Source organism: Nitrosomonas cryotolerans ATCC 49181 (assembly GCF_900143275.1).
Classification (GTDB): Bacteria; Pseudomonadota; Gammaproteobacteria; order Burkholderiales; family Nitrosomonadaceae; genus Nitrosomonas; species Nitrosomonas cryotolerans.
Genome location: NZ_FSRO01000002.1, coordinates 39,232 through 56,579, shown reverse-complemented (window position 1 = coordinate 56,579; position 17,348 = coordinate 39,232). Strand labels below are relative to the sequence as shown.

The following is a 17,348-nucleotide window of genomic DNA, read 5'->3' as shown; positions in this document are numbered from 1 at the left end:
GAATTTACTGTTAGTGCACCAAAATAAAGCATGGGTAAGTGACATCACCTATATTTCTACCGATGAGGGATGGCTATATTTGGCTGGAATAAAGGAACTATTTAATGGAGAGTTGGTGGGTTATTCTATGAGTGAAAGAATGACTAAGAATCTTGTTATACAGGCTTTGTTTCGTGCAACTGCCAGAAAACGTCCGCCCATAGGATTGATTCTTCATTCAGATCGTGGCAGCCAGTACTGTGCACATGATTATCAAGATCTATTGAAGCAGTTCGACATGACCGCCTCCATGAGCCGCAAGGGTGATTGTTGGGACAATGCACCAATAGAAAGTTTTTGGGGAATACTTAAAAATGAACTGGTGCATCATCGGAAATTCAAAAACACGACAACAGGCAATTCAAGAGATTACCGAATACATCGAAATCTTTTATAACCGACAACGTAAGCAAAAAAGACTGCGCTATCTGTCACCGGCAGCATTTACTCAGCAATAATATTATGAAAAGCTTATAGCTGCTTTAACCCGATGGACTCCATATTTGACAACACACATCACATCTGCCTAGTCAGGCATTCTCGTCGATCAACTCTGCACGTCTTATTTTCTGTAACTTACGAAAATATATCTAAACTAAAAAAGGATAGTTTCAAGCGTGTCTCTGCACGTCTTATTTCTGTAACGTTTAAACCTTCGGATGTCAACATAGTCATCGTTTCAAGCGTGTCTCTGCACGTCTTATTTCTGCAACCCCCATTAGAACTAGATTAGATATCTAAACGGTTTCAAGCGTGTCTCTGCACGTCTTATTTCTGCAACAATCATCATTACTTCTTACAATAAAATAACGTTTCAAGCGTGTCTCTGCACGTCTTATTTCTGCAACCCAAGTCTTCGGAATTGTTAGAAGATAGAGTTTCAAGCGTGTCTCTGCACGTCTTATTTCTGCAACTCATACTTTTACAACAAAGAAATAAAAGCGTTTCAAGCGTGTCTCTGCACGTCTTATTTCTGCAACACATCAGTATGACGAACTACACATACCCTGGGGGTTTCAAGCGTGTCTCTGCACGTCTTATTTCTGCAACCCCCATCCATTACTTGGTTTTTATCTCAGAAACAACAGCTTATCCGCTGTTCCCTGAGTTTCTGCAGTAAAACTGTATAACGAGTGTTTTTCCATTTTACCAATTTTTCGGTGATAACCTGCTTTTTTTTCAAAAACATGATGCTGATAGATAATACACGATCTTGGAGAACCATTATAAGACGATCTTAACATTGGGCGAGTCAGTCTGCCAGAATGACAATTTGAGGCGTACCTATATGCGCTACAAGCGTTAGCGCAAGCTACCCTGGACTTATACCCCAACGACTCACACTATACCAAAGAAATAACAAACTCATCTCCTCCCAAACCGCAAGGCTTCGCCATTAGTAATACGCAGGGACTTGGGACACTTTGGTTTTTCAAGTCTGAATATAGCGACCTACTGCGGTTTTACTGATGCCTAGCTGCTCTGCAATCGCCCGCACACTCAAGCCCTGCGCCCTTAGCGCTTGTGCCTGCTGCTGCTTGGTATTCGCGGCTTCCAGGTATGTTTCCCTGTCCACTGCCCCCGCTGCACGTCTGCGCTCTCTGTCGCGGTCTCTGTGACGTTCTGCGGCCATATCCTTACTGATAATCGTGCGTAGTTCTTTTTGTTCGCTGTCTGTGATTTCAAACAGGTTGATCAGGGTGTCGTTACGGGGCGTGTAGAGTGGAGCAAATTCTTTTATCGCCAAAGCTGACCTTTTCCCCAGCCTCGTACTGTTTTCGCCTTAGAATAGAGCGTCATCAGGCTCCTTGCTGTTTGTAGCCCCAATCAGCATCAACCTCACGCGCTAACGCGGCCGCTTCGTGGTACATCAAACGGCTGTTGGTTGCACCCGATAAAAGTAAAAAGTTAAACACCAGAATAGATGCTTCATCCGGTCACCCTCACTGGCACCGCCGCGCAAGGTGGCTAAGGTTCGCAAGTCTTCCAACCGATGCCATGCGAGCTGACGGCCACTAAAGCCGCGCAAATTACTTGTGGTTTTGTCACCATCTAACAGTTTTAGCTGCTTTTGCTTCTGGCGTTGATTACGCGCCTGATTTTGCTTTTCAATATCCCAAACGCGGCTACAGGTAAAAGTATTTCTGCCAAGTATTCAAAATTGTAACGCACTGGTTGGCCGTCTGATCCGTTTTCAACGTGAACAACGCGGCAGACTTGATTGCTTTTACTGTTGACTGTTTCGACCAGGCGAAGCACGCGACTGGCATCTTTAGCGCTTACATCAGCGCCTACTGGCTTTAACCGGTCAATCCAGATAACGCTGGCAAGCATTCCAACGGGGCAATGCAGCCCGGGGTAAAGTACCCTCTAACAGCCACTTTGCCTGAATGCCTCGACCACTGAAAATCAGCATCGACGGGGTGGGGATACCTTCTTTGTGACAATGATATAAAACAGATTGAGCTAACTGTTTGGGGCTGCGCCCAGCTGCCAGTCAGTACGGTAGGTATCTAAATCGGCGAACAACAAACCTACCCGCGCAAGATTTACTACACGGCGATTAGGTCGTATAAACTCGGCTTGACTTATCCAAGTGTCGCAGGTCTTGTCGATCAGGCCCAATACGGTCGGCATTTCAATCAAACGGTGTGATGATTGCCGTTTGTCGCCGCTCACATTGACTAAGATAGAAAAAAAGCCGAAGCGGCTGGGGTCGTGGTACGTCCTGGCCTGGGGTCTAGGGAGCAATGGAACGTAAAACCGGTTAAGGATCTTCATCATCAGGGTTGCGTAATGGTCGTAACTCGCCACGTGTAACTGCTTCAGGTATTGCAAAAGAGTAACGACCTAACAAATTTATGTGTCGCTCATGAATAAAAGGTGATAGCCGTGCAACATCACTATCCAACACTTCATGACCTTCCTCTCGAAGCTGTGCTAAAACTGCATCCATATAGACCGTATTCCATAACACGATGATGTTAACCACCAAGCCAAGCGCGCCCAATTGATCCTCTTGGCCTTCTCTATAGCGTTGACGTAGTTCACCGCGCTTACCATGAAATACATCACGAGCTAAGCCGTGTCTTCCCTCGGTACGATTTAATTGCAACAAAGTAGCTCGACGATGATTTTCATCATCTATATAGCTCAAAGAGTGTAGTGTTTTTTCAATTCGACCAAATTCAGCTAGAGCCAAGGCTAGTTGAGTTGGTCGGTCCCCCACTTGCAAAGTACGCATGATACCAGCGGCAGATACACGACCCAATTTGAGAGAGCCAGCCAATCGTAATAAGTCGTCCCAATGCGCTTCAACTCGTGTAAGGGCTACACATTGTCGTGCGATAAAATTGAGTTCACCATAATCTGCATGAGGATCAATGCGCCAAAAACGCGTGCCTCCGATGTCTGCTAAACGAGGACTGAAGCGATAACCCAGCAACCGAAAGAGTCCAAAGACAATATCGCTATATGCACCTGTATCGGTCATAATCTTCGTTGGTTGCAGCTCAGTTTGCTGCTCCAATACAACTGCCAGCAAAATCAAACTATCACGCAGAGTACCAGGCACTGTGATGGCATTAAGCCCTGAACATTGATTGGACATCAAGTTGTACCAAGTAACACCACGACCAAAGCCAAAATATTTTGGATTGGGTCCGGCGTGAACCGTTCGCACCGGCACAATAAGTCGCATTCCATCCGCTGATGCTACTTCACCTCCACCCCAGATGCGAGCTAACGGAATTTGGTTCTGCGCAGCCACTAAGATTGCATTGGCGGCGACTAAGGTATCATCGCGAATATAATTCTGATCGACCCAAGCCAAGCGCTCACGCCGCAGTGCAGGAACGTCATGTCGAATTAATGGCTCTGGTCCGGTATTGCATGCTTCGGCTAACAATACCGCACATAGACTTGTGTTTAGCTCCTGCGCCCGTGCAGTACGTTCAGTAAGATGAGTAAATGCATCAGTAAAACCTGTACGTTTTGAGATTTCTAGAAGTATCTCTGGCAAGTCCACCACAGGCAACCTAGCAGCTACTGATTCGCGTAGTTTTAGTAACGACTCGGGTTCTTCAAGTTTGTCTAATGGACTCAAAACCAGCTCTTTCTTACCATCCACAACCTCAAACCGGACATCAGCATTATTGGGCAGTCGCGCGGCAACTGCACGATAAGTCTGATCTAGTTCTGCAGATAATGCAGCCAAGGTTGGCGCGGGGTCTGCTGACAGTTCTAGACTACGACAAACAATTGGGCGCGTAGTCTCCCATTCTTGGCCGGAAATTAATCCAGCACGCGGATCGGCATAGCGCCAACTCGGACTGATAAACACGTCACGGCGGCGCAGTGCCTTCCGCAGTTCATCAAGTACACAGAACGTGTATGCTTTCGAATCAACACTGCCATCATCTTGCAAGGCATAGCGTTGCCATGATTTGGTAATTACATCTCGTGGCGCTTGAGGTTCTGGTTTAACACGCAGTTCATGGATTCGTAGCCAGTCAAATCCTGCGGTTATAGATTCACCTGCTGGACTGGCACCGAACTGAACGTGTCGTAATAAAGTGGGAAGAAATAAACGCAAAGTGCGGTAACGTGTTTCTAACTCACTATAATACACATCATCAGGTGGTCTAACCAACGCGTCGACACAAGCTAATGCTTGTTCTAGCATCTTATGTGGGGTACGTATAAATACGATTTCACGTAGATCGCTATCCACATTTTCGGAATCCAACAAAGTTCGGCAAGCCGTTGCTAATACGATAGCAGCTTTATCAAGATCTTTAATGCTACGTAGTCTTGCCTTTTTGTTAGCTTTGGCCGCATCACCAAAAAATTCATGTAATAGCATATCCAGCACTTCGACCACATCATCATATGCGGTCGCTTCCAGACAGTGGATAAAGGCAACTAGAGTGGCCAGCCGACGCACGGCTGGTAATCGGCTAATAGCGGTGACTTTGGCAGTACCTGCAAATCGTGCAAGTGAAGCAAGCCGACTGGGTGGAACACCAGTCAATGGTAGCCTGATACCCAAATTGCGAACGGTTTGTAAGCGTTGAATGGCGAGCACCAATGAACGTCCGCTGACTCGCGCCGGGCCAGATCGCAATTTATCGAGCCAGGAGCTACGACCTTGTGGTGGTGCTGTAAGCAAGTCTTCCAGTTGGGTTCGTTGCTCGCTTGTGATATTACATCCAAGTCGTTTCCATAGTCGATTCTCAACACGGTTGCGCAAACGAGCCACAAAACGTTCAAGAGATGTGCAGCCAGGCAAAAGTACTTTGTGAGCAAGCATCCAAGTTGTGGCACGATCAAATAGAACACCCGATTGTTCGGTACCTGTCCAACATAAGGCATAAAGCCATCTACTCATGCGAAAACTGACAGTCGAGTTACTCCAATCACTGAAACCATATCGCAACCGTATCTCTGCTGTGTGTTCCCAACGCTGATCAGCATCGCGATAACAAAGCACTTGATCAGTGTTTGTAATCTGTAATTGTCGGGCCAATGTTTGCAATACTGAGTCAGGTACATCCAGAGGATCTTCTAGGAAGGTGCCGAGAAAACGGACGGTAGTAAGTTGTAGCGCAAAACCTAATCGGTTATGGTTGCCTCTCTTAACACTAATCACCGCGTGGTCAGCGTCATCTAGATAAAAATAGCGCGTCAATTGATCCGCGTTGGGATCGTCAATGAATCGACCATAGTTGGCGCGTTGTTCTGCTGTCAGAAATTGAACAGGCATCGGAAGGCTATTTTTTAGTTATTGCCATTGTTGCACAAACGGATGTTTGTGCAACAATGGAGCTTTACCTGAAATAAAGGTATTGCCTGTTGCGTAAATATATTGCATTATTGCATCCATTGGCAACAGGTTTTTGCAATTATGCTTATCGGTTATGCACGAGTTTCAACTCAAGATCAGGACAATGCAGCTCAAATTACTGCACTCAAGTCTGCTGGATGTGAGCTTATTTTTGAAGAAAAAGTTAGTGGTGGTCGTTGGGATAGACCTGAATTGCATCGTTTACTCGGACAACTACGCAAGGACGATGTACTTGTAGTCTGGAAGCTAGATCGCTTATCTCGCTCTTTAAAAGATGTTCTGACTTTAATGGAAAAGATTCAACAGGCCGCCGCTGGATTTCAGAGCTTAACAGAAGCAATTGATACTACATCACCTGGAGGCCGTATGATGATGCAGATTGTCGGATCATTTGCTGAATTCGAACGAGCTATGCTACGTGAACGTACACGGAATGGCTTGAATGCAGCTCGTAAAGAGGGTCGTATTGGTGGTCGTCGTCCCAAACTCAAGGTACATCAGGAACGAGAAATCATACATTTGGTGAGTTCAGGTGAGAAGACTGCTGCTGATGCCGCACGGCTTTTTAGTGTACATCCGGCAACGGTTTCACGTTTACTTGCACGCAGTAAATGAAAAACTTAGGGTCCTTAACCGGGTTTTACGTTCCATTGCTCCCTAGACCCCAACACCAAATATACGACACATGGATACAATCGGGTACGATTGTCGCATCGACTCAATTAGACCATATTTCACTGCGACTCCTTCGCGAAATAGGCCGCACACTTTTTTACAAAGTCTCGCTCCATTCTGACTTCTGCTAATTCACGTTTTACTCTGGATAGTTCCAATTCAAGATCAGATAGTGGCTTCTGGTTTTTGCCTAATCCAGCAAGCTCACCTTGCTTATCTGCATAGATCCAGTTTTTTAAAGTCCCCTTGGGTAAAGATAATCGCTTTTCTGCTTCAACGAGCACCAATCCACTTTCTTTAAAAAACTTTATTGATTCTTGGCGAAATTCCGGACTGTACCTCGCTCTCGGTGATTTTTTCATTTTTATCCTCCGTTTCATACCTCAATTTTACAAAACGTTGGACTCCATGAAAATCAGCATACATCAATCGTTTGGGTGTGCGAGTGCTGCATGATTCTGAATATCTGCTCATGTCCGATGTAAACCCCAATTCTTTTGATGCGCGGTATTTTGGACTGATTGCGGGTTTGCAGATTCAACATGTTGTTGAGCCGGTTTTTACGTGGGGTAAGTGAGCGTCTGGCTTAGTCGAACTAATACAGTTTAAGCGTCAAAAGCGACGTTATGATAGGGTTCCCCTTGCTTATGAGGGCTTATTTGGATTGTTATTTTTTGATTCATCCGTTTTAGAAAATCGAGCAATTTATCAACGGTAAAACGGCTAAAATGGCCGTTTAGCAAGTGAGACACTTCAGTTTGTTTAATTCCTAACAGTTCAGCAATTTCCCGCTGTTTCATATCTTTTCTTTTAAGAAGCTCAACCACATGAAAACCAACCATGCCGCGCGCTTGTAGCTCCTCGGCATTATCTATTCCAAGATCATCAAAAACATTACCTGAGCTGTTTTCAAATTCAATGTTCCCTTGTTTTTTCATGGCTCTCTAGCTCCTTTGCTTCCTTGTAACGTTGCTTAATCAAATCCACGTCCTGTTTTGGCGTTGAAATACCTTTTTTGGCTTTTTTCTGAAAAGCATGGAGAATATAAATTCTTTCTCCTAACTGGACGGCCTGAATACAACGGTATGCCTCTTTGTCGTATTTTAATGCGATTTCGATGACCCCTGAACCAACACCCTTAAAAATCTTTGCATCCTTCGGTATTCCGCCAAATTGGATAAGTTGAAGCTCATCCCCAATCAGCTTCCTGACTTCCTCTGGAAACGCCATAATATTTTTTCTGGTGTTTCCCAGCCATACAACAGGCCGTAACTTCGGGGGTTCCGCAATATTCATAACAACCAATTTATCATCTACAGAGCCAGGGTATAGGAAATATCCTATAATGTCAACTTATAAAGCTTTCTTGGGGTTTCGCCTCAGTTTTAATAATCTCTTCTTCCGTAGTTGCTTTGTAGCATAGCAGGCTGCATGGCTCAAAGAGACACTCGTTAAACTTCCAACCCGGCCAAATAGTCGTATCGATGAGTTGCTACCAGATATCGCCGACCGCGTGGCGGCACATTCTGCTCAATGGATTACACCTCTGGATTTCAAGAAATGCATTAGCTGGTCGATACTTTGAGAACAAATGTTTTCGTTCTCAAAGATCATGTCGACGGCCACACCCCGAGCCCAATTCCACCAAAAGAACCTGCGCCAACCAGCTCAACACGCAGCGGTTGAAAATCAGCTCCACTATGAACGGCACCGACCGGAAGAAACCACTCTGTATCGGTTGGTGCAAGAACACATCGGAACTTTCTTTGCACAGATTGAGACGGAAACCGGTTCAGGGTTACCTGACTTTGTTAAAGACGAATTTGAGACATTTCTTGAGTGTGGTATTCTGGCCCATGGGTTCTTGACATGGTCAAGTAAAACCGTACACCCCAGTTAAGCGACTTTTATCATTTTTGCGGCTTCTGCTTCATATTGATTTGGACTTTTGTATCCCAGATATGAATGTAGTCGGTAACTGTTGTAGAACATGGAAATATACTGCAATATATCCTGCTGTGCTTCATAGCGGGTCTGATAGCTTTTCCATTGGACACGCTCCTGTTTTAGGCTGCCAAAGAAACTTTCTGCAACAGCATTATCCCAACAATCACCCAGACGACTCATGCTTCCTATAAAACCATTATCTTTTAGCAATCTTCGATATTCTTTACTGGCATATTGTGACCCGCGATCCGAATGTACAATCAAACCAATTTGTGGTCGACGCTGCCATATGGCCATCCTCAACGTATCACAAACCAACCGCGCTTTCATTCTTGAACTCATACCCCAGCCAACTATTTTTCTGGAAAACAAATCAATTACAATCGCCAAATACAACCAACCTTCTTGCGTCCAGATGTATGTGATGTCACCAACATACACCTGATTTGGGCCAGCAACATCAAACTGTCGATTCAACTTATTATCGAATACCGGTTGTTTATGATTACTGTTCGTTGTTGATCTGTACTTCTTCCGGTGTCTTACCTGAACTCCAGCCTCTTTCATCAGGCTTCGAACTCTCCACCGACCAACCGTATAACCTATTGCATTTAAAGCCTTCTTTATTCTACGGCTACCATAGGTATAATGGCTGGATTCTGCAATATCAAAAATAATATCAATGAGTTTGATGTGATACGAATTATCAAAATAATTTGCTCGACGCCGAACATAATCATAATATGCACTACGACTCACCCTAAACAGCCGACACATCATGCCAACTGGATAGGTCTTCTTCTTTTGGGTGATGAACGAATATTTTACTTCGTTTCTTTCGCGAAGAAGACCGCCGCCTCCTTTAGTATTTGTTTCTCCATCTTAAGCTGCTTGTTTTCTAACTTTAAACGTCGAATTTCCTCTTGTTCCGGCGTTAACTTTCCATTCCCTCGAAATGCCTGCCCATCATTATCCGCCTGGTATTCCTTGATCCATCGCCTGAGCATGTTGGCGTTGATCTCAAGGTTACATGCAGCTTCTGCAACTGTATAACTCTGATCCAATACCAAGCTTACTGCATCTAATTTAAATTCTTTTGTATATTGTTTTTTTGCTACCATCTCTTCCTCCAGTTAAGAATATTTTCTCTCAACCGGGGTGTCCGGGTCTATTAAACCATGCCATATTTTTGAAGAAAAAGTTAGTGGTGGTCGTTGGGATAGACCTGAATTGCATCGTTTACTCGGACAACTACGCAAGGGCGATGTACTTGTAGTCTGGAAGCTAGATCGCTTATCTCGCTCTTTAAAAGATGTTCTGACTTTAATGGAAAAGATTCAACAGGCCGCCGCTGGATTTCAGAGCTTAACAGAAGCAATTGATACTACATCACCTGGAGGCCGTATGATGATGCAGATTGTCGGATCATTTGCTGAATTCGAACGAGCTATGCTACGTGAACGTACACGGAATGGCTTGAATGCAGCTCGTAAAGAGGGTCGTATTGGTGGTCGTCGTCCCAAACTCAAGGTACATCAGGAACGAGAAATCATACATTTGGTGAGTTCAGGTGAGAAGACTGCTGCTGATGCCGCACGGCTTTTTAGTGTACATCCGGCAACGGTTTCACGTTTACTTGCACGCAGTAAATGAAAAACTTAGGGTCCTTAACCGGGTTTTACGTTCCATTGCTCCCTAGACCCCAATTATCAATCGCCAGGCGACCAGGCGACCTTGCTGCCGGTAGGCAACGGCCATAAGATGGTCAATCGCGGTGAATTGTGCAGTGGTTAATCCGAAACGGGCCGGATCGATTATTGTGAGCACCGGAAATTTCTGGCGTAGCACTTTTTGGGTATCTTTTTTAGCATCACATTGCGGTTGCCTGTCATTTCGATGCCTGGAAAGTGATATGGAACTATTTGGTACATTATCATCCGTCTCTTCAAAATGTGCCCACCTGCAGCCACCCTCTTCCCTGGTAACCATATGCAGCGCCGAGTTCTGCCAGAAAAGACGCGCTTCAACCAGTGGGAAATTGTCAGGCCAGTTAGGGTAACCACGCACGAGAGGCTCAAAATTCTTCAGGCGACCGGGAGCGCCGTTAATATTAAGCGTCGTCGGTTCCGGTTCGGCCCAAGAGAGCAACGGCACGCATTCACTGGCCTGTTCAGCGAGGAACTCGACAACACTGCGAGCTGATTCGCCATTCCGACGTATGATCTTGCATGTTGTCTCTGTTTCATTATTCATGCCGTCTCCTCCATACCGATTTCTTGGCCATCAATCTCCCAGCGCAACCAGCCATGGCCGCGCCACTGGCTACCACCAATGCCGATCTGCCCGTCATGCATCAGGTCAAACAGTTCTTCCAGCGCCTTTTTTTCAACAGACGATGCGTCTTCAAGCACCATTTTCCAGATGAAGCTTGCTTGCATGACGGCGACGCGATCGAATTTCGAACTTTTGAAAGTCCCACCAGCAAACTCATCTTCGGCATGATGTTGTAACCAAGCCAGGCGCAGCGGACTTTTTTCATCTGGCAGCACATCACAAATCAAGAGCTTGGCGCTACATTCAGTTGTGCCAAACAATGTTTCGACCAATGTCTCGCTCTCTCCTCGTGCCTTGAGTAGACGTGCCAGTGCATGGCGCAAGGGGCCGCGCAGACCGGAGCCGGGAATGTAAGGCAGACGGGTGCCATCTTGCTGCTCAATCGTGACGATGGAAAAATCGGGATCAAAACCGTCCTTCGCCTTTGATGTATCCATGGCGTCTGGCGCAAGAAAGTCATTATTCCAGGCCGCGGCCAATTCCTCGCTGGCGTGACCGCCTATGGACAGGCTGTCGATCCCGTAGCCATTATCACGTTCGCCAACAATGACTCGACCGGTTATTTCCTGCCAGCCAGGTAAGGAATTTTTCGTTGGTTCGACCTTTGTAGCTATATCCTGGAATTGTTCTGTGATATAGGCCTTATAATTTTGCGATTTTTCAGCACAAGGCCAATGGTCGATATGATCAAGGGTGAGCGGATATTCAAACAAATTCTCCAGACGCATCCAGCCGAGGCCGCGTGCGACTTCACGACCAATCAGGCAACGGCCTGTTGCCCAGTGGGCAAGTGCCTTTCTTGCGCGCTCTGCGGCTTCAGGATCGCGCGCGGTGTCAACTTCCAGTATAAAATGCCAGCAAGTACCTGGTGGCAGTGTTTCGACATTAAACAAGGCATTGTCAGCCGCCGCGCCAGTTTGCGCATGAATAGCGTTATGCTGACGAAAAGCGTATTTCACGGCAGATGATGGATGGCTGTTAAAAAAACGCCAGACCGATGAGCAGTGGCCTTTATTGCTACCGGAAATCGTGTCGCTAACTTTGCCATCAAGCCTGCGCAAGATGGCGATCAGTGCACCGGCTAATCCGGTGCCACGCAGGGTCGGTCGACCCAGGCCATCGCGGCAAAACGGGCTATCTACGATGGTAAGCGGATCATCGTTACCACCAACACTCAAAAAGGACTCCTGCACCAGTGTGCCGACGAAGAGGGTGCAATAAAGCATAGAATTATTCATCCGTACTTTCCTTTTCGAGAATCAAATATTGAACAAGATAGGAAACCAACAAGCGTTTTTCTTCCAGGCTGGAAAATTTTTTAAATTCATCTTTTAATTGATCGATTGGAAATTTTTCCCAGGGCTTACCGCTCTTTGGACGTCGTTCTGGTGCGGTGCTAATCTCCTTAAGGAGATTGTCCAATTCTTTTTCATTGTTGACGGCAAGCGCATGGTTACGCAACCATTGCAGCTGGCTTGCACTGGGTTTTCTCGCACCTGATTCTTTGGCAAGATTTTTGGCAGATAAGAGCAATTTTTCTTGCTGGTTGACCAAGGGCTGATTTTCCAACCGTTTAGGTTTTTCAAGAGTCGTGATTGGTTGCACACCGATGACAAAGCGGCCGTGGCCTTCGCGAGTGCGTTCACCCATCGCCTGTTTGACAGCCAGCGCTCTTGCAAGGGCTGCACTGCCAGAACCTGTGATCCGCCAGCATGAACCGCGCCGCAGCGCCAGTGCCGGAACACGATGCAATCCACTGGCGGCGTTGAAACCGTGCACTACTTCGGTCTCAACAATGCTTTTCTCAATTCGCCATCCATCTTGCTTATCTTTACAGTTGTCTTCGCAGGCAAGTTTGCACAGCGTATCAACATCCAGATCATAGAGAAAACCGAGGTAGTCGCCACGAATGATTAAATCACTACTGAGGGTGAGTATCCAGTCGTCTTTAAAATCACTTTCACTTTGTCTGGTTTCTTCTATCGAGGTGAATGACGCTACACCTACCGGTTGTCCACCGCGTCCGACTCTGAACCAATCTTGACCTGTGAGTAGCGGAGTAAAGTCGTTAATGAATTTGGTAGCGGCAGCTGCATTGTCAAAGCACAGCTCTGCCTGAAAATAGGTTCCTTCAGCGATTTCTTCCAGACTGAATAATTTCGCTTCGGTCTCTACACCCTTGAGCGTTTTATTTCGTAATCGTACGTTCATGGTGGGGGTGTAACGTAGCCACGTACTGGACTCGTCTATTTTACAAAGATATTCGTGCATACCGGGGCGCTTGCGCTTCTCACCTTCGGTTTGCTCCTCGGCCTCGCTCAGACTATCAGAAGCCTTGAATTGCTCAGAACCACCCGCCCACCACGGCAGCGTTGTATTTTTTGCTTTAGGTTTCTGGGTCAGGATAGACAGCGGGATTGGCAAGACTGTATGGGCTTGAGTAAAACCTGCTGGCAGTGGCAATGCATCACCAATCGAAATTTTTTCCAGCTGTGCCTCTTTGGCATTGGCAAGCGCCCAGGCCATCAGCGCACCACGTAGTCTCTGGCCACGAATGAATGAATCGCTACGGATCAGGTTACCGGGATGCCCGGTCACCGGCAGGCACAGCGGTTCGTAATTGCGCAGTACAAGGCGCAGGCGCGTTACGGTCGGGGCGGGGTGCTCAACTTGGGGGTTTATTCGGGGTGCTCTATCTGACTTTGTTTGTAAAAACTCTTCAAGGAGAGTATCCGCCTTACAGGTTTGCCAATCTACTTGCACTAGCCCGCTGCCACGATTACGGCCACCACCGATTCGATCGATACGACGGAGCAAACGTTCAAGCAATGTTTGTTGGGCCTCGTTTTGTATTCGTAATATGGCTTTGAAACAAGCGCCGGCAGCCACATATTCGATAAAACGCAGCGTATCTTTTTCTGGTACTCGACTATTTGGTTTGCGCTTGCTTGAAGCCCAGACCAGGGTCTTGCTGTTTTCGTCTGTTCGCAATGAGGTCATGCACAGGGAACTTTGTTTCCCGCCTTCATCACCAAGCAATGCGGCCAGTTCTATCTTTTTAATTTTTTCTAACCAGATTAATTTGTCTCCCGCTTCGCGCAACAGTCCTTCAAAATGGCTGGCGCGAATGACTGGATTACCATAGCGGTCGCGAATGACAAGGGCATCAATATCCCCCTGGCCAGTGCCAGTTCCCGTATGCAAATTTTCTAATACTTTAATTATAAGCTGAAAAAAAAGAGGCGCGGACTGATCAGTCATTAATTCCTCCCAAGCGGGAAATTTCCCAGATACCGATGACATCGAGCGCACGCGTCATATAAAGCGGCTTATTCTCTTCGCATTGCTGCCAGAGTTTTCTGTCATCAATACTCAGTACCTTGCGCACGCAATCCGGCAGACGCTCGAAAGCCAATTCACCGGTCAGCCGTCCCTGCTCGCAGGCGCCGCGTAGTCCGCGTAAAGCCGAGCGACTCACTTTGTTATCATCCTTCCCACCCAGCGCTTTAGCTGAAGTGAGCAGCCCTTCAAGACTATCATTACCCAAAACACGGTAGGGGCGATCGGTAAACAGCAAGGTTTCTGTTTTGTCATCAACAGCATAAACTCTTTTTTCACCTTGCTGGCGCGCTACTTCGACATCAGCAAACCAGGATTGGGTGACGATTTGCCAGTCAATTACCGAAGTTCTTTCACCTACAGGTAAAGCACGATAAAGCCGCTTGGCACTGGAAGCCAAATTTTCGGCCAGTTCATGCAGTCGATGTAGTGGATAACTTGATTGCGCGATGACGACACCCAGCGCCACATGGAGTGGGTTACCATCGGCTAGCTTGTAGTTCTTTAATTCATGCGCGTAATTGTGGGCGAATTCAAGCGCGTTTTTGGCTCGGCAGACAAGCAGCAGATCATCACCACCCAGCATCAAAACCTGATAGGGCCGATTGCCACCACGTTCAGTGAACGTTTTTGAGAGTGCTGACACGACGGCCTTGCGCGCGGCTACGCGCATGCTGCGATAAAAAATTTCTCCACGAGCTTCATTATGTTCCGGCTTAACGCTTTTTTCTTTATCTTTCCATTCTTTATAGCGTAAACCGATACCGTTGCCATCGGCATGGATCAATGCAAGATAATCGCCTGACACAAGAGCAGCGAGATCGTTTGGCCTTTTCCAGCCCATGTCTTTGTCGGGGTATAGGCTGTCGTGCATCAGACCGATGATGTCACACGCGTGCCCTTGATTGAATTCTTTCCCTTTATTCTCTCGCTCGGTAACCGAACGCGCAACGGGAATATCTTTTCCCTCTTCTTGAGGCGACGCTGGCTCTTTACCCGTCACCTGGCATATCTGCAGTACCGGCAAATTTAATACATGTATTTCTTGCGGAACAGTTTGCGTAGAATCTTCTTCCGGCGCTTTTTTTAAATTTTTCTCGTCCTCTGTTTGCTCTAACGGTTTAATCCGGGCCTGAAACAACACGCCAGGTAAATGTTTTGCCAGTTCTTTTTCTGCCAGTTCCCGGAAGGCTTTTGCATCGCTTTCTTCCGAAAAAGCCACAATGAAGTGCCCGCCATCACGTGCAAGTATACCTTTCTGATAAAGCATAGCAGGGTCATCCAGATGCTCTTTTAATCCCTTTAAACAGTCATCTTTCAAATCATATTTAATGTCTTCTGGCCAGATGAATTTACAGCCTTTTCCATTTCTCTCCATCAATCCGGGCAACACATTGCGCATTGTCTCCCCAATCATGGCATTAGCACCCAGCATCGCTTTGAGCTTCGGCACGTCAAAAATGAAACTCTGGACGCGCTTTAGACTGATTTCGAGTTTGATTATGCTCATGCTTTAATGACTTCTTTCAAAAGATCGTCAAGCTGCTGACCAATGGCTTTTGTATGTTCAGAAGCCCCGAGACTACCCAGTAAATTATTTACATCTTTGCCAATCAAGAAGTTATTTCCGAACGATTGATTGGTATCCTTAATCAGCTCATTTTCTTTCAAACAACTTTTCAACGCTTTTATTTTAATGGGCTTATCTGAACCATGCGAAAGAAGATTTCTGTAATCGCGCGCACTGTTCTGGGCATTATCTTTCTTATTATAACAATGGCATATGGCATCCAAAGCATTCCCGCTCTGTCGTTGCTCACCTTGCTTAAACCATCCGGGCCAACGCCGCGTTAAGCCAAGTACCTTATGCTTACCGCAGCGCTTTGGTTCTAATAACTTTTGCTCAAATAGCTCATGGTTTGGCGATAAGTCGCCATTAACGGTTTCATTGGCACGATCCACCGTTAGATTCCATTGTTGAATTCGCGAATCATTTTCAATCAGCTTCCATGCGGAAGACTCGATGAACACGCCGAGAAGCCTCAATGCCCCGGCACAATCCCCCATGCACAAACAGATTTCAATCTGGCAAGCAATTTTCACGAATTGCTCTATCGTTTGACCCTTTACCTGCAAAGGGTGATTTGACATTCCTAACAACGGGCCAAGCAGATTTTTGACTGATTCAGTCCAAGGTAACTCTGGATATCGGCGCGCAAACCCATAGGCACTGGCATAATCAGGGCTGCGCAATGCTTCAGCACAGTGAAAACGTAACGTTTCCTGTTCGGAAACGCGGACATTATAATCAAGCGGGGCAATTACTGCGGGACCTCCTCTTTCGGATTGCTCCAGCAGGGTAATTGCCTGTTGTCCCAGGCATGTGGCCGGCACACGCTCAATGATTGGTTTGAGCGGCGGCATGCCACCCGAAGTCGTCACAACAATCTTGTGATCCGTATCATGCGTTGATTTCCATGCCTGAATAATCGCAGTCAAACGCTTGACGACTGCTTTCTGGGCAATTGTGTTCTCCATCTTTTCATCGCCGGTTAAGATATCAATCCAAGTGCTTACGTTTTGTTCTAGAATGTCAGGAATATTTCCCTGATTATCCACCCATTTTAATTTAAGCCGTTCGGCCAGATATCTTGCGACCAACGGACCGGAAGCAATAGGCTCATCTGGATCGTCACCTGGTTTCTCATTGCGATTGGTATTCAGTACGATGACTGTAACCGGTTCCTCTGCAAACAACTTCAGTGCGGGTTTCAACAGCGGATAAACTTTCGGGCAATACAACGGCAATGCTGGTTCCTGATCATTTGGGATGGCATCTCCGCCATTGGAAATTTGATACTGTTTATGCGTAATGATCGCTAAAAATTGATCGTCTATCACTTCAAACTCGAGTTTTATATCACGCGCTTCTTCACGCGAAACTGGTTTAGGCAGCTCATCGCCTGAGTTTGGAAACTTGACCTTATCTTGCTGGAGCAAGGTAAGTAATCCTTCGTGCACACTACGAATGCCTCCACGACCTTTTTCAAAACGTAATGGCCCATTCCATTGTCCACATTGGTCTTTCTTGTACACCGGAAATTGCACATCGGATACACCCACCGAAATTAGCCATAACCATGACATGTTTGTTATTTCCTTTATTTTT

General features: G+C 46.4%; 16 protein-coding genes, 1 pseudogene and 1 CRISPR repeat array. Of the genes and pseudogenes, 4 read left to right on the top strand and 13 right to left on the bottom strand.

Annotation, left to right across the window (positions count from 1 at the left end; all coding sequences use genetic code 11):
- Positions 1 to 497, top strand: a pseudogene (locus tag BUQ89_RS13130) (IS3 family transposase); the annotation flags it as partial.
- Positions 498 to 647: 150 nt separating this feature from the next.
- A CRISPR array of direct repeats spans positions 648 to 1,089; the repeat unit is 37 nt; unit sequence GTTTCAAGCGTGTCTCTGCACGTCTTATTTCTGCAAC.
- Positions 1,090 to 1,471: 382 nt separating this feature from the next.
- Here BUQ89_RS13130 and BUQ89_RS13780 read toward each other — a convergent pair.
- From BUQ89_RS13780 to BUQ89_RS13120, 4 genes are all read right to left on the bottom strand, one after another.
- Positions 1,472 to 1,786 (bottom strand): helix-turn-helix domain-containing protein, encoded by a 315-nt coding sequence (locus BUQ89_RS13780; protein WP_178377651.1) that lies wholly within the window; start codon positions 1,784 to 1,786, stop codon positions 1,472 to 1,474.
- Positions 1,787 to 2,100: 314 nt separating this feature from the next.
- Positions 2,101 to 2,373 (bottom strand): hypothetical protein, encoded by a 273-nt coding sequence (locus BUQ89_RS13775; protein WP_178377650.1) that lies wholly within the window; start codon positions 2,371 to 2,373, stop codon positions 2,101 to 2,103.
- A 132-nt stretch (positions 2,374 to 2,505) separates the two neighbouring features.
- A complete protein-coding gene (locus BUQ89_RS13770) occupies positions 2,506 to 2,718 on the bottom strand; it encodes a hypothetical protein (RefSeq protein WP_178377649.1) in 213 nt (70 codons plus the stop codon).
- A gap of 88 nt (positions 2,719 to 2,806) precedes the next feature.
- Complete coding sequence (locus BUQ89_RS13120; protein WP_028462522.1) at positions 2,807 to 5,803, bottom strand: Tn3 family transposase; 2,997 nt, start codon at positions 5,801 to 5,803, stop codon at positions 2,807 to 2,809.
- A gap of 141 nt (positions 5,804 to 5,944) precedes the next feature.
- Between BUQ89_RS13120 and BUQ89_RS13115 the strand changes: the two genes are divergently transcribed.
- Entirely contained in the window at positions 5,945 to 6,499 is a 555-nt protein-coding gene (locus BUQ89_RS13115) for a recombinase family protein (protein WP_074202673.1), read from the top strand.
- 119 nt (positions 6,500 to 6,618) lie between these two features.
- On the opposite strand, the gene BUQ89_RS13110 is transcribed toward BUQ89_RS13115, so the two are convergent.
- On the bottom strand, positions 6,619 to 6,921 hold the full coding sequence (locus BUQ89_RS13110; protein ID WP_074202679.1) for an IS3 family transposase: 303 nt from the start codon (positions 6,919 to 6,921) through the stop codon (positions 6,619 to 6,621).
- Between the two features lie 110 nt (positions 6,922 to 7,031).
- On the opposite strand from BUQ89_RS13110, the gene BUQ89_RS13105 reads away from it, so the two are divergent.
- On the top strand, positions 7,032 to 7,136 hold the full coding sequence (locus BUQ89_RS13105; protein WP_083399586.1) for a S26 family signal peptidase: 105 nt from the start codon (positions 7,032 to 7,034) through the stop codon (positions 7,134 to 7,136).
- Positions 7,137 to 7,164: 28 nt separating this feature from the next.
- Here the strand turns inward: BUQ89_RS13105 and BUQ89_RS13100 are convergent, their stop codons facing one another.
- From BUQ89_RS13100 to BUQ89_RS13085, 3 genes are all read right to left on the bottom strand, one after another.
- Positions 7,165 to 7,497 carry a helix-turn-helix domain-containing protein gene (locus BUQ89_RS13100; protein ID WP_028462532.1) on the bottom strand — a complete coding sequence of 111 codons (333 nt, stop codon included), beginning with the start codon at positions 7,495 to 7,497 and terminating at the stop codon, positions 7,165 to 7,167.
- Entirely contained in the window at positions 7,475 to 7,855 is a 381-nt protein-coding gene (locus tag BUQ89_RS13095) for a type II toxin-antitoxin system RelE/ParE family toxin (protein WP_028462533.1), read from the bottom strand. Before BUQ89_RS13095 ends, BUQ89_RS13100 begins: the two co-directional genes overlap by 23 nt.
- Positions 7,856 to 8,455: 600 nt before the next feature.
- Positions 8,456 to 9,627 (bottom strand): IS3 family transposase gene (locus BUQ89_RS13085; protein ID WP_143772793.1). Its coding sequence is split into 2 segments (ribosomal slippage): positions 8,456 to 9,378 and positions 9,378 to 9,627, totalling 1,173 coding nucleotides; the frame shifts between segments, so codons are not numbered across the junction.
- Positions 9,628 to 9,664: 37 nt separating this feature from the next.
- Between BUQ89_RS13085 and BUQ89_RS13075 the strand changes: the two genes are divergently transcribed.
- Positions 9,665 to 10,159: a recombinase family protein gene (locus BUQ89_RS13075; protein ID WP_074202676.1), complete on the top strand. Its 495-nt coding sequence runs from the start codon at positions 9,665 to 9,667 to the stop codon at positions 10,157 to 10,159.
- Between the two features lie 42 nt (positions 10,160 to 10,201).
- Here the strand turns inward: BUQ89_RS13075 and BUQ89_RS13070 are convergent, their stop codons facing one another.
- The 5 genes from BUQ89_RS13070 to BUQ89_RS13050 are packed head-to-tail and all read right to left on the bottom strand — an operon-like array spanning position 10,202 to position 17,326.
- Positions 10,202 to 10,759, bottom strand: a complete 558-nt coding sequence (locus BUQ89_RS13070) for a hypothetical protein (protein ID WP_028462376.1) — start codon at positions 10,757 to 10,759, stop codon at positions 10,202 to 10,204.
- The gene (locus BUQ89_RS13065; protein ID WP_028462375.1) at positions 10,756 to 12,078 is read right to left on the bottom strand and encodes an RAMP superfamily CRISPR-associated protein; all 1,323 of its coding nucleotides are present in this window, start codon (positions 12,076 to 12,078) and stop codon (positions 10,756 to 10,758) included. Before BUQ89_RS13065 ends, BUQ89_RS13070 begins: the two co-directional genes overlap by 4 nt.
- Positions 12,071 to 14,101: an RAMP superfamily CRISPR-associated protein gene (locus BUQ89_RS13060; protein WP_028462374.1), complete on the bottom strand. Its 2,031-nt coding sequence runs from the start codon at positions 14,099 to 14,101 to the stop codon at positions 12,071 to 12,073. The genes BUQ89_RS13065 and BUQ89_RS13060 overlap by 8 nt, the downstream gene beginning before the upstream one ends.
- The gene (locus BUQ89_RS13055) at positions 14,094 to 15,689 is read right to left on the bottom strand and encodes a Cas10/Cmr2 second palm domain-containing protein (RefSeq protein WP_028462373.1); all 1,596 of its coding nucleotides are present in this window, start codon (positions 15,687 to 15,689) and stop codon (positions 14,094 to 14,096) included. Before BUQ89_RS13055 ends, BUQ89_RS13060 begins: the two co-directional genes overlap by 8 nt.
- Positions 15,686 to 17,326 (bottom strand): hypothetical protein, encoded by a 1,641-nt coding sequence (locus tag BUQ89_RS13050; RefSeq protein ID WP_028462372.1) that lies wholly within the window; start codon positions 17,324 to 17,326, stop codon positions 15,686 to 15,688. The genes BUQ89_RS13055 and BUQ89_RS13050 overlap by 4 nt, the downstream gene beginning before the upstream one ends.
- Between the last annotated feature and the right edge of the window lie 22 nt (positions 17,327 to 17,348).

What these genes read in the sequence shown, in the direction of transcription:
- BUQ89_RS13065 (WP_028462375.1), bottom strand. Translation starts at nt 12,078, where the DNA reads ATGAATAATTCTATGCTTTATTGCACCCTCTTCGTCGGCACACTGGTG.
- BUQ89_RS13105 (WP_083399586.1), top strand. Translation starts at nt 7,032, where the DNA reads ATGTCCGATGTAAACCCCAATTCTTTTGATGCGCGGTATTTTGGACTG.
- BUQ89_RS13060 (WP_028462374.1), bottom strand. Translation starts at nt 14,101, where the DNA reads ATGACTGATCAGTCCGCGCCTCTTTTTTTTCAGCTTATAATTAAAGTA.
- BUQ89_RS13055 (WP_028462373.1), bottom strand. Translation starts at nt 15,689, where the DNA reads ATGAGCATAATCAAACTCGAAATCAGTCTAAAGCGCGTCCAGAGTTTC.
- BUQ89_RS13120 (WP_028462522.1), bottom strand. Translation starts at nt 5,803, where the DNA reads ATGCCTGTTCAATTTCTGACAGCAGAACAACGCGCCAACTATGGTCGA.
- BUQ89_RS13110 (WP_074202679.1), bottom strand. Translation starts at nt 6,921, where the DNA reads ATGAAAAAATCACCGAGAGCGAGGTACAGTCCGGAATTTCGCCAAGAA.
- BUQ89_RS13775 (WP_178377650.1), bottom strand. Translation starts at nt 2,373, where the DNA reads ATGCTTGCCAGCGTTATCTGGATTGACCGGTTAAAGCCAGTAGGCGCT.
- BUQ89_RS13050 (WP_028462372.1), bottom strand. Translation starts at nt 17,326, where the DNA reads ATGTCATGGTTATGGCTAATTTCGGTGGGTGTATCCGATGTGCAATTT.
- BUQ89_RS13070 (WP_028462376.1), bottom strand. Translation starts at nt 10,759, where the DNA reads ATGAATAATGAAACAGAGACAACATGCAAGATCATACGTCGGAATGGC.
- BUQ89_RS13115 (WP_074202673.1), top strand. Translation starts at nt 5,945, where the DNA reads ATGCTTATCGGTTATGCACGAGTTTCAACTCAAGATCAGGACAATGCA.
- BUQ89_RS13095 (WP_028462533.1), bottom strand. Translation starts at nt 7,855, where the DNA reads ATGAATATTGCGGAACCCCCGAAGTTACGGCCTGTTGTATGGCTGGGA.
- BUQ89_RS13100 (WP_028462532.1), bottom strand. Translation starts at nt 7,497, where the DNA reads ATGAAAAAACAAGGGAACATTGAATTTGAAAACAGCTCAGGTAATGTT.